The 11,723-nt window shown below is 70.5% G+C and carries 7 protein-coding genes; 1 reads left to right on the top strand and 6 read right to left on the bottom strand.

Annotation, left to right across the window (positions count from 1 at the left end; translation table 11 throughout):
- Positions 1-121 precede the first annotated feature (121 nt).
- The 3 genes from SSPS47_RS25010 to SSPS47_RS25000 all read right to left on the bottom strand — a co-directional run bounded on the left by SSPS47_RS25010 (position 122) and on the right by SSPS47_RS25000 (position 3,549).
- The gene (locus SSPS47_RS25010; RefSeq protein WP_078074856.1) at positions 122-460 is read right to left on the bottom strand and encodes a P-II family nitrogen regulator; all 339 of its coding nucleotides are present in this window, start codon (positions 458-460) and stop codon (positions 122-124) included.
- Positions 457-1,743, bottom strand: coding sequence for an ammonium transporter (locus SSPS47_RS25005; RefSeq protein WP_078074857.1), 1,287 nt, complete (start codon positions 1,741-1,743; stop codon positions 457-459). Before SSPS47_RS25005 ends, SSPS47_RS25010 begins: the two co-directional genes overlap by 4 nt.
- 333 nt (positions 1,744-2,076) lie before the next feature.
- Positions 2,077-3,549 (bottom strand): hypothetical protein, encoded by a 1,473-nt coding sequence (locus SSPS47_RS25000; protein ID WP_164252956.1) that lies wholly within the window; start codon positions 3,547-3,549, stop codon positions 2,077-2,079.
- A 447-nt stretch (positions 3,550-3,996) separates the two neighbouring features.
- Between SSPS47_RS25000 and SSPS47_RS24995 the strand changes: the two genes are divergently transcribed.
- The gene (locus SSPS47_RS24995; RefSeq protein WP_164252955.1) at positions 3,997-4,656 is read left to right on the top strand and encodes a bifunctional DNA primase/polymerase; all 660 of its coding nucleotides are present in this window, start codon (positions 3,997-3,999) and stop codon (positions 4,654-4,656) included.
- Between the two features lie 195 nt (positions 4,657-4,851).
- On the opposite strand, the gene ftsY is transcribed toward SSPS47_RS24995, so the two are convergent.
- The 3 genes from ftsY to SSPS47_RS24980 all read right to left on the bottom strand — a co-directional run bounded on the left by ftsY (position 4,852) and on the right by SSPS47_RS24980 (position 11,566).
- Positions 4,852-6,060, bottom strand: coding sequence for a signal recognition particle-docking protein FtsY (gene ftsY, locus SSPS47_RS24990; RefSeq protein WP_147878281.1), 1,209 nt, complete (start codon positions 6,058-6,060; stop codon positions 4,852-4,854).
- Between the two features lie 100 nt (positions 6,061-6,160).
- Positions 6,161-7,585 (bottom strand): sugar porter family MFS transporter, encoded by a 1,425-nt coding sequence (locus SSPS47_RS24985; protein WP_164252954.1) that lies wholly within the window; start codon positions 7,583-7,585, stop codon positions 6,161-6,163.
- A gap of 135 nt (positions 7,586-7,720) precedes the next feature.
- Positions 7,721-11,566, bottom strand: coding sequence for an AAA family ATPase (locus SSPS47_RS24980; protein ID WP_164252953.1), 3,846 nt, complete (start codon positions 11,564-11,566; stop codon positions 7,721-7,723).
- Positions 11,567-11,723: the final 157 nt, after the last annotated feature.

The following is an 11,723-nucleotide window of genomic DNA, read 5'->3' as shown; positions in this document are numbered from 1 at the left end:
GCCGGCTCCCGCCCCGTCCCCGGAACGCGAGCGGCGCCGGGCGCACCCCTTGGGAGGGTGCGCCCGGCGCCAGAGCGTGCCCGCTCACCGAGCACGCGCTGGCATCGGACCGAGTCCGGTGTCAGAGGGCGTCAGGGCCCCGTTCCCCCGTACGGACCCGGACCGCCGTGTCCACCGGCACGCTCCACACCTTGCCGTCGCCGATCTTGCCCGTCCTGGCGGCCTTCACGACGACCTCGATGAGCTGCTCGGCGTCGCCGTCCTCGACGAGCACCTCGATGCGGATCTTCGGCACCAGGTCGACGGTGTACTCCGCGCCCCGGTAGACCTCGGTGTGGCCGCGCTGCCGGCCGTATCCGCTTGCTTCCGTGACCGTCAGGCCCTGGACTCCGAAGGCCTGGAGGGCCTCCTTGATCTCGTCCAGTCGGTGTGGCTTGACGACTGCGGTGATGAGCTTCATACGTCCACCTTCTTGTTCCGCGCCGCGCCGGCGAGGTCCTTGTCCGTAGCGGTCACACTGCTTCGGCCCGAGGGCGAGCCTCCCACCGCGCTGAAGTCGTACGCGGATTCGGCGTGGAACGCCATGTCCACACCGCTGGTCTCGTCGTCCTCGGAGGCCCGGAAGCCGATGGTGACATCGACGATCTTGGCCAGGATCCAGGAGACCACGAAGGAGTACGCCATCACCGAGAAGGCGCCGATCGCCTGCTTGCCGAGCTGCGAGGCACCGCCGATGCCGTCGACCGCCAGGACGCCGACGAGCAGGGTGCCGATGACACCGCCGACGAGGTGGACGCCGACGACGTCGAGCGAGTCGTCGTAGCCGAGCTTGTACTTGAGGCTGACGGCCCACGAGCAGGCCGCTCCGGCGACGACGCCGATGAGCAGCGCGCCGAACGGGTTGACGTGCGCGCCGGACGGGGTGATCGCCACCAGACCGGCGACGGCTCCTGAGGCCGCACCGAGCGTGGTGAACGCGCCGTGCCGGATGCGCTCGTAGATGAGCCAGCCGAGCATGGCCGCGCCGGTGGCGATCTGCGTGTTGAAAGCCATGATCGCGGACGTGCCGTTGGCGGCGAGGGCGGAGCCGGCGTTGAAGCCGAACCAGCCGAACCACAGCAGCGCGGCGCCGAGAACCACCAGCGGCAGGCTGTGCGGCCTCATCGGGTCCTTTTTGAACCCGATGCGCTTGCCGACGACAAGGACCGCGGCGAGTGCTCCGATACCGGCGTTGATGTGGACCGCCGTACCACCGGCGAAGTCGATCACTTCCAGCTTGAAGAGCCAGCCGTCGGCCTGCCACACCCAGTGCGCGACCGGGAAGTAGACGACGGTGACCCAAAGGCCGATGAACAGGGCCCAGGCGGTGAACTTGACGCGGTCGGCGAGTGCGCCGCTCATCAGCGCCGGGGTCAGTACGGCGAACATCAGCTGGAAGAGGGCGAAGGCGTAGACGGGGATTCCCTCGTCGCCGCCCGTGAGCGTCTCGGGCGTGATGCCCTTCAGACCGATGTGGTCGAAGTTGCCGAGCAGTCCTCCACCGATGTCGTCACCGAATGTGAGCGAGTACCCGTAGAGCACCCACAGCACGCTGACGATGCCGAGCGAGATGAAGGACATCATGAGCATGTTCAGGGCGCTTTTCACCCGGACCATGCCGCCGTAGAAGAAGGCCAGGCCGGGCGTCATCAACATGACGAGCGCGGCACTGATCAATACGAATGCGGTATCTGCGCCATTCAAGGCCGGCGTCTCCTCGTGGGTGGGAAATACGGCCCGTGCGGATGCTCTTACTTCTGTGGGCCGACTAGTGGTGAGGAGATTGACGTGGGGTGATTTCGGTCGATGCCACCCGATGTTTCACGCCAGTGACGATGTGGTCCGGAGTGTTACGCCTGGATGAACTGCCGTGTCGCGAGGTGCGGCGATGGCAGAATCCGGCCGCGGCGCCCACCCTGTTGACCTGGCGCGGGGGAAGCCGTGTCGGGCTGTACGGGGCGAGGGCCGCGGCCGGGGCTCAGTGGCGCGCGGGGACGGGAGCGGGGCCCTCCCCGACTCGGGGGCTCCACAAGGCGCTCAGACGGCTTCCGCGGGCTCCGGAAGCTCCTCGGTGAGCTGCTCGGTGAGCTGGTCGATCTCGGAGACGTCCCCGAAGTCCCGGGTGGCCGTGGTCACCGTCTTGCGGAGCCGTGTGTTGACGCGCTCGGAGCGCACCTTCCTGGCGATGCCCAGCGCCTCCTTGAGAAGCGGAGTGGACCGCTCGGGCTCCCTCTTCAGGAGGTGGACGGTGGCCATCCCCACGAGGTTCAGCGCGTACGACCGCTGGTGCTCCTCGTCCTTCTCGAAGAGCTGGACGGCGCGCTCCATGACGGGCTCGGCGAGCGAGGCGTACGTCGGGCTGCGCCCGGCGACGTAGGCCAGGTCCCGGTAGGAGTGCGCGTTCTCACCGTTGAGCTCGGCCTCGGAGAAGAACCGGATCCAGTCGGGCTCCGGCTCACCGTCGTCCCCGGCGTCGGCGAAGGTGTTCTCCGCCATCCGCACCGCGCGCTTGCACTTGCCGGGCTGCCCCATGTTGGCGTACGCCCTCGCCTCCATCGCGTACAGCATCGACTGCGTACGGGCCGTGGCGCAGTCCCTGCTGCCGTACTGGGCGAGGTGGATGAGCTCCAGGGCGTCGTCGGGGCGCCCGACATGGATCATCTGACGGCTCATGGAAGAGAGGATGTACGACCCGAGGGCCTTGTCCCCGGCCTCCTTGGCGGCGTGCAGGGCCAGGACGAAGTACTTCTGGGCGTTGGGCTGGAGTCCCACGTCGTAGCTCATCCAGCCGGCCAGCTCGGACAGTTCGGCCGCGCACCTGAAGAGCCGCCGCGCCGTGACCTCGGACTGCGACTCCTGGAGCAGGTCCGTGACCTCGTGGAGCTGGCCCACGACCGCCTTGCGGCGCAGACCACCGCCGCACTGCGCGTCCCACTGGCGGAACATCGCCGTGGTGGACTCCAGGAGGTCCAACTCCGGTGCGGAGAGCCGGGAGGGGCGGCGCACGGCGGCCACGTCGGCGCCGTCCTGGTCGGCCGGCGACGTGGGCACCAGCCAGCGCTGCATCGGTTCGACGAGGGCGGGGCCGGCGGCGAGCGCGAGCGACGTCCCGAGGAAGCCGCGCCTGGCCAGCATCAGATCGCTGCGTGAGAACTCGCTGATCAGCGAGACGGTCTGGGGGCCCGCCCAGGGCAGGTCGACGCCGGACACCGACGGCGACTGACGCGCGGAGCGCAGCCCGAGGTCCTCGACCGAGACGACGGTGCCGAAGCGCTCCGAGAACAACTCCGAGAGGATGCGCGGGATGGGCTCCCGCGGCTGTTCGCCGTCGAGCCAGCGACGTACGCGCGAGGTGTCCGTGCTGATGTGGTGAGCGCCCATCTGGCGGGCCCGGCGGTTCACTTGGCGGGCGAGCTCACCCTTGGACCAGCCGCTGCGCCGGAACCACGAGCTCAACTGCTCGTTCGGGCGCTTGCCGGCAGCCGTACCGTCTGCGCCACTGCCGCCCACTGGAACGCCCCCATTCGCTGAAGCCCTGTCGCGCGAACTTCTACCAGAATGCCGTCACTTACGGCTGTCTGTCCGGAGATCGCGCTCCGTCGAACAGAAAACCGAGTTGCCTGCGGCATAACCACGAACGTGCGACTTCCCACCGTTCGCGTACTCAAAGTAATCCTACGATCACCCTTCCAGCGAGGGGGATTCCGCAAACGCCACCATTCGCCACCCCTTCGAATGAACTCGTCTGCGGCCAGGCGCGATTCACTTGCCAGATGACGATCAGGAAGAGGTGGAGCGTTGCACGTGGGGGCGCGCGACCCCGAACACACCACCCCGGATGTCACCTCGCGCCGTCGGAACGAGTGCGAAGGGCGCGAAGAGGACAGGAATCCCACAGAGGGTCACCACGGAACTTCGCATCGTAACTACCGACGAGTTCGACCCGTTGGAGGGGGCATGGGCTTCACGATCGGCGGAATCCGGGAGATGCGGTCCGGTTCACGGCGCCGCGGCCGTGGCACCGAATTCACGACGGTGGCGGAGTACACCGGGCTCTGGGGCTGGGACGTCGCCCCCGGCGCACGCGCCGTGGCGGGCCGCTGCTCCTGTGGCGCGGCCAAGTGCCCGGCACCGGGCGCGCATCCGCTGGGGCCCGGGCTGGAAGTCGCCGCGGGGGCCACGCTGGACGATGCCGCCAGGGCATGGTCCGAGACGCCAGGAGCGGCCGTACTGCTGCCTGTGGGCCGCGCCTTCGACATCATCGACGTCGCCGAACCGGTCGGCCGCCGCGCCTTGGTCAGGCTGGAGCGGATGGGGCTGCCGCTCGGCCCCGTCGCCGTCACGCCGACGGGGCGGGCCTACTTCTTCGTCGCGCCGGGCGCCGCCGCCGAACTGCCCAACCTGCTCTACCGGATGGGCTGGGACGACGCCGGTCTCGATCTGCGCTGTCTGGGCGCGGGCGACCATGTCACCGCCCCGCCGTCCGACCTCGGCGGCCTCGGGCCCGTCCGCTGGCTCCGGCCGCCGGCCCTGGAGACGGCGGCCGATCCGCCGCAGGCACGACTGCTGCTCGGCACCCTGGCGTACGTCTGCCACCGTTCGCCCGGTCGCGACTGAACCCGGTCGCGACCTGAACCCGGCCGCAACTGAACCCGGCCCCGACGCCGGTGCCGCCGCCGGCCGCGTCGCGTCGCCTCCGTACGAAAGGCCCCACCGCGCGCCACGCGGAAGGGCCCTTTCTCCGTACGCCGCTTCGTGGGCCGCCCCGTACGTCGCCGGATACGGCGGCTCGTACGGCGCGCACCGCGTCCGTCAGCCGTCGATCAGCGCGTCGACGAACGCCTCCGGCTCGAACGGCGCCAGGTCGTCGGGGCCCTCGCCCAGCCCGATCAGCTTGACCGGAACACCCAGTTCGCGCTGGACCGCGATCACGATGCCGCCCTTGGCCGTGCCGTCCAGCTTGGTCAGCACGATGCCGGTGATGTCCACGACCTCCGCGAACACCCGCGCCTGCACGAGACCGTTCTGCCCCGTCGTCGCGTCCAGGACCAGCAGCACCTCGTCCAGCGGACCGTGCTTCTCCACCACGCGCTTGACCTTGCCGAGCTCGTCCATCAGCCCGGTCTTGGTGTGCAGTCGACCAGCCGTGTCGATGAGGACGACGTCCGCCCCCTCGGCGATGCCCTCCTTGACCGCGTCGAACGCGATCGACGCCGGGTCGCCGCCCTCGGGACCGCGCACCGTACGCGCGCCCACCCGCTCGCCCCACGTCTGAAGCTGATCGGCCGCGGCGGCGCGGAAAGTGTCGGCGGCGCCGAGCACGACCGACCGGCCGTCGGCCACCAGGACCCGCGCCAGCTTGCCGGTCGTCGTGGTCTTGCCGGTGCCGTTGACGCCGACGACCATGACGACGCCCGGGGTGTCCAGACCGCTCTCGGTCTTCACGGCGCGGTCGAAGTCCGTACGGAGCAGGGCGAGCAGTTCCTCGCGGAGCAGCACCCGCAGCTCGTCGGGAGTACGCGTACCGAGCACCCTGACCCGCTCACGCAGCCGCTCCACCAGCTCCTGCGTGGGCGCGACACCGACGTCGGCGGTGAGCAGGGTGTCCTCGATCTCCTCCCACGTCTCCTCGTCCAGGTGCTCGCGCGACAGCAGCGTGAGCAGCCCCTTGCCGAGGGTGTTCTGCGAGCGGGCGAGGCGGGCGCGGAGCCTGACCAGACGGCCGGCCGACGGTTCCGGGATCTCGATCGCCACCGGTGGGGCGGCCACGACCGGGTCCTCGACGGCGGGCGGCGTCGCCGTCGCGTCGGGGAGACCCACCTCCTCGATGGTGCGGCGGGATTCCTCCCGCGGCGGCCCCGCCTCGTCGCCGACGTGCGGCTCGGCGGGCGGGGTCGTGATGGTCGGCGTGCTCGACGGTCCCGGGGGCGGCGGCTTCTTCCTACGGCTGCTGACCAGGAGCCCGGTGATTGCGCCGACAGCGACCACGGCGATGACTACGGCAAGAATGACGATGTCCACCACGTCATCTTCGCAGGCGATGCCCCGCTTCGGCCGATGGGGAGATTCCGGGCCCCGGCGGGGCGGCCGATCCCGGCCTCGGGGCCGGGCCCGGGGCGCCTCAGCCCATCTCCTCCAGCGCCTTGCCCTTGGTCTCGGGAATCCACTTCAGGATGAAGTAGATCGAGAGCAGGGCGAAGCCCGAGTAGATCACGTATGCCCCCGACAGATCCCAGTCCGACAGCGTCGGGAAAGTGACCGTGACAGCCCAGTTGGCGATCCACTGCGCCGACGCGGCCACGCCGAGCGCCGCGGCCCGGATCCGGCCGGGGAACATCTCGCCGAGCAGCACCCAGACGACGACGCCCCACGACAGCGCGAAGAAGAGCACGAAGGAGTGGGCGGCGACGAGTGCCACGGTGCCCTGGGTGTTCGGGATGGAGATGTCGGTGCCGCTGCCGCTTTTGTAGGAGAACGCCCACGCCGCCAGGGCCAGCGACACCGTCATACCGGCGGAGCCGATCAGAAGGAGCGGCCGGCGTCCGATCCGGTCGACGAAGACCATCGCGATGACGGTGCCGATGATGTTGATGATCGACGTGGTGAACGAGTAGAAGAACGAGCTGGTGGGATCGATACCGACGGACTGCCACAGCGACGCGCTGTAGTAGAAGATCACGTTGATGCCGACGAGTTGCTGGAGGGCGGAGAGGCCGATGCCGATCCAGACGACCGGCAGGAAGCCCACCCTGCCGAGCAGGTCCTTGAACGTCGGCTTGTGCTCCTTGTGGAGGTTGGCCTCGATCTCCCGTACACGCGCGTCGAGGTCGGTGTTCCTGTCCTCGACCTCGGCGAGCACACCCCTGGCCGCCTCGTTCCTGCCGACGGAGATCAGGAAGCGGGGCGATTCGGGGATGGCGAAGGAGAGCAGGCCGTAGAGGGTCGCCGGAACGACCATGACGCCGAGCATCCACTGCCAGGCCTCCAGGCCGCCGGTCTCGCCGCGCTGGTCGCCGTCGGCGATCTGCAGGATGCCGAAGTTCACCAATTGAGAGAGGGCGATTCCCAGGACGATCGCCGCCTGCTGGAACGAGGCGAGCCGGCCGCGGTACGCGGGCGGCGAGACCTCCGCGATGTACGCGGGGCCGATGACGGAGGCCATACCGATGGCGAACCCGCCGATGACCCGCCACATGGCGAGGTCCCAGAGCGCGAAGGGCAGCGCGGAGCCGACGGCACTGATGGTGAACAGCACGGACGAGATCTGCATACAGCGGATACGGCCGATCCGGTCGGCGATCCGGCCCGCCGTCGCTGCCCCGATGGCGCAGCCGATCAGCGCGGCGGCGATCACCTGGGCCAGTGGCCCGGAGCCGATGTCGAAACGGTCCCTGATGGCCTCGACGGCGCCGTTGATGACGGAGCTGTCGTAGCCGAAGAGGAAGCCGCCCATGGCGGCTGCCGCGGTGATGAAGATGACGTGGCCGAGGTGCTCCGGGTGGGACTGTTGGCCGCCGGACCGCGGCGACTTGGCTGTGCTCGTCACATGGGCTCCTGGGGCCGGCCGGAAGCTGCCCCCGGGCGTGGTCGGAAAGCCCCTCCAGTGGGGCACAGCTCCACACGGCCCACCACCTGACGGTGGCCGTTCAGCGGAGATGCCGGCGCTCGTCCGGGCGCGCCTTCAGTGGAGGCGCTGGCTGATCACCTTGGAGACGCCGTCGCCCTGCATGGAGACGCCGTACAGCGCGTCGGCGACCTCCATCGTGCGCTTCTGGTGCGTGATCACGATCAGCTGGGAGCTCTCCTGGAGTTCCTGCATGATCCGGATCAGCCGCTGGAGGTTGGTGTCGTCCAGCGCGGCCTCGACCTCGTCCATCACGTAGAACGGGCTCGGCCTCGCCTTGAAGATCGAGACGAGCAGCGCCACGGCGGTCAGCGACCGCTCGCCGCCGGACAGCAGGGACAGCCGCTTGACCTTCTTGCCGGGGGGCCTGGCCTCGACGTCCACACCGCTGGTGAGCATGTTGTCGGGATCCGTGAGGATGAGGCGTCCCTCGCCCCCGGGGAAGAGCCGCGAGAAGACGCCCTCGAACTGAAGGGCCGTGTCCCGGTACGCCTCCGTGAAGACCTGCTCGACCCGTTCGTCGACCTCCTTGACGACCTGGAGCAGATCGGTACGCGTCTTCTTGAGGTCTTCGAGCTGCTCGGAGAGGAACTTGTGCCGCTCCTCCAGCGCCGCGAACTCCTCCAGGGCGAGCGGATTCACCTTCCCGAGTTGCTGGTACGCCCGTTCGGCCGACCGGAGCCGCTTCTCCTGCTCGCCCCGTACGTAGGGACGGGGCTGGTTGCGCGGGTCCTCGGGGTCCTCCGGCAGTTCCTCGCCCTCGGCCGGCAGGGACGGCGGTACGAGCTGGTCCGGGCCGTACTCGGCGATCAGGCCGGCGGGCTCGACACCCAGCTCTTCCAGGGCCTTCGCCTCCAACTGCTCGATCCTCATCCGCTTCTCGGCGCCCAGGACCTCGCCCCGGTGCACCGAGTCGGTGAGCTTGTCGAGTTCGTTCTTGAGATCGCGCCCCTGGTTCCGCTCCGCGACCAGTTCCTGTTCGCGTCCCGCCTTCGCCGCCTCGGCCGCCGTGCGTTCCTCGTCGGCGCGTACGACCGACACCTCCACGTGCGCCAGCAGTTGCCTGGCGCCGGAGGCGACGGCCCTGGCGACGGCGGCCTCGTGGCGCAGCCTGGCCCGCCGCTGCTCCGCGCGGGCCCGCGCCTCGCGCTCGGCGCGGGCGCCCCGGTCGAGGGAGTCCGCACGGCCCGCCAGCCCCTTGACGCGCTCCTCGTGGGTACGGACCTGGAGCCGAGCCTCCATCTCGGTCTGCCGGGCGTTGGCTCCGTCGGCGGCGAGCCGGTCCCGTACGGAGGTGTCGGGCTCCTCCTCGACGGGTGCCTCCTCGGCGACCAGCAGCCGCTCCGCCAGTTCCTCGGCCTCCTCGGTGGCCCGGTCGAGCGCGTCCTGGGCCTTGGCGGCGGCCGCCGAGGTCCGCTCGGCCTCGCCCGCGGCGCCCCTGGCCTGGCCGGCGAGACGTCCCAACTGGCCGGACACGGCGGACTTCTCACGGTCGGCGGCCCGCCGCCGCTCCCCCAACTCCTCGACGAGTGCGGCGCATTCGGTACGCCGCCCGGTGGCCCGGCGCTGCGCCTCGGCCAGTTCGTCGCACCGTACGGCGAGTTCGGCCAGCTCGGCGGCCGCCTCGTCGACCGAAGCCTGCACTTCGAGCAGGCTGGGCGCCCCGGCGGAGCCGCCGTGTGCGAAGTGCGCGCCGAGGAGGTCACCCTCCGCCGTCACGGCGGTCAGCCCGGGGCGCGCGGCGACCAGTTCCTCGGCGTCCTCCAGGGTCGTGACGACGACCATGTCCTGGACGAGGCGTCGTACGGCGCCCATGAGCGCGTCGGGGCCCCGTACGAGGTCGACGACACGGGGAACGGCCGGATCGGTCACGGCGGCGTGCACGGGGCGGGCGTGGGCGGCTCCGTGGGCGTGGGCGTCCGTGCCGGTGGTGACGTCACGCGCCCCGTCCCCCTGCCCTGGCACAGCACCGGCGACGCCGTCGCCGTCCTCGTGCGGCCCCGGCCCCGTGTCCGGCCCGCCGGTGGTGCTCGACGCCGTGTCTGTGACGCCTCTCGCCCCGGCGGCCCCCTGACCGGACACGCCCGGCGACGTACCGGATCCGGTCGCCCCGGCCGGGGCCCCGTCGCCCGATCCGTCCCGCGGCGTCGCCTGCCCCGGTAGGCCGACCGCCCGCGCGGGCCGTTCGGCACCGAGCAGCAGGGAGGCCCGGCCCGCGTCCTCTTTACGCAGGAGGCGGATCGCCTCGGCCGCGGTCGTCGCGTCGGTCACCGCGATCGCGTCGGCCGCCGCGCCGAGCGCCGCCGCCACCGGGACCTCGAAGCCCGGCGTGACGGTGAGCAGCTCGGCGGCGGGTCCGAGCAGGCCGGCGAGCCGGTCCCGCGCGCCCAGGAGCGCACCGGTGCCGTCCTTGCGGCGCAGCCCGAGGGCGAGCGCGTCGTGACGGGCGGACAGGGCGGCGCGTTCACGTTCGGCTGCCGTGGCCGCCTCTCGCGCGGCCGTCAGCGCGCTCTCAGCCTCGCCCAGCGCCCGTTTGGCCTCGTCGTGCCGCTCGCCCAGCTCGTGGTCGTCGGCGTCCAGACCGTCGACCTCCGCCTTGAGCTGTTCGTACTCCTCCTGGGCGGAGACGGCGCGCTGCCGCGCCCCGTCACGGGCCTCGGCGAGCCGGCCGATCTCGGCCTGCGCCGACGCCGCGCGACTGCGGGCGGCATTCACCTGCCCGTTGAGCCGGGCGAGTCCCTCCCGGCGGTCGGCGATCGCGCGCGCCACGTCCTTCAGGCGGCGTTCCTCCGCCGCCAGCTCGCGCTCAAGGTCGGAGCGGTGCGCGACGGTGTCCTCAAGTGCGCGCTCGGCCGCTTCGAGCGCGGCCTCCAGCTCCGCCTCCTGCTCACGGATGCGGGCGGCCTCGCGCTCCATGTCCTCGGGGTCCCGACCGCGCCGTTCGTCCTCGGGCGTGGTGGTGGCGCTCTTCACCCGGGCGTCGGCCAGCGAGACGGTGCCCCGTACCCGCTCGGCCAGCTGGGAGAGTTCGTACCAGGTCTGCTGCGCGCGCTGGAGTCTCGGTGCCAGCCGCCGTACCTCGTCCTCCAGCTCCGCCTCGCGTGCCAGCGCGTGCCTCAGCCGGAGCTCGGCATCCTCCTTGCGCTGCTTGAGGGCCGCCTCGTCGGCGACCTCTGTACGGAGGGCGTCACGCAGCTTCACGAGGTCGTCGGCGAGCAGCCGCAGCCGAGCGTCGCGCAGGTCGGCCTGGATGACGGCCGCGCGGCGTGCCACCGCGGCCTGCCGCCCCAACGGCTTGAGCTGTCGCCGCAGTTCGTCGGTCAGGTCCTGGACTCGCGCGAGGTTGGCCTGCATCGCGTCGAGTTTCCGCAGCGCCTTCTCCTTGCGCTTACGGTGCTTCAGAACACCGGCGGCCTCTTCGATGAATGCCCTGCGCCCCATCGGATCGGCGTGCAGGACGGAATCGAGTTGTCCCTGGCCGACGATGACGTGCATCTCGCGGCCGATACCGGAGTCGGAAAGCAGTTCCTGGATGTCCAGCAGCCGGCAGGTGTCCCCGTTGAGCTGGTATTCGCTGCCGCCGTTGCGGAACATGATCCGCGTAATGGTGACCTCGGCGTAGTCGATGGGCAGCGCACCGTCGGAATTGTCGATAGTGAGGGAGACTTCGGCGCGTCCGAGCGGTGGCCGGCCCGTCGTGCCGGCGAAGATCACGTCCTCCATCTTGCCGCCGCGCAGTGACTTGGCCCCCTGCTCGCCCATGACCCAGGAAAGGGCGTCCACGACGTTGGATTTGCCCGAGCCGTTCGGACCGACGACGCACGTGATGCCGGGTTCGAACCTCAGCGTCGTGGCGGAGGCGAAGGATTTGAACCCGCGCAGGGTCATGGCCTTGAGGTGCACGCCGCCGGACTCTACCTTCCCCACTTCGCCCGACGGCGGTTTCACCGCTGAATGAGGAGGGCACATCAGACGTGAGAAGAACCGGATTGACGGTGGGGGGAAAGACAGAAGGGACGCCGAAGCGTCCCTTGCATGTTCTCGCGAGAGTGTTTCTCAC

The sequence above is a fragment of the Streptomyces sp. S4.7 genome, assembly GCF_010384365.1.
Classification (GTDB): Bacteria; Actinomycetota; Actinomycetes; order Streptomycetales; family Streptomycetaceae; genus Streptomyces.
Note: the sequence above shows the minus strand (reverse complement) of the source record. Positions and strands in the feature narration are given on the sequence as shown.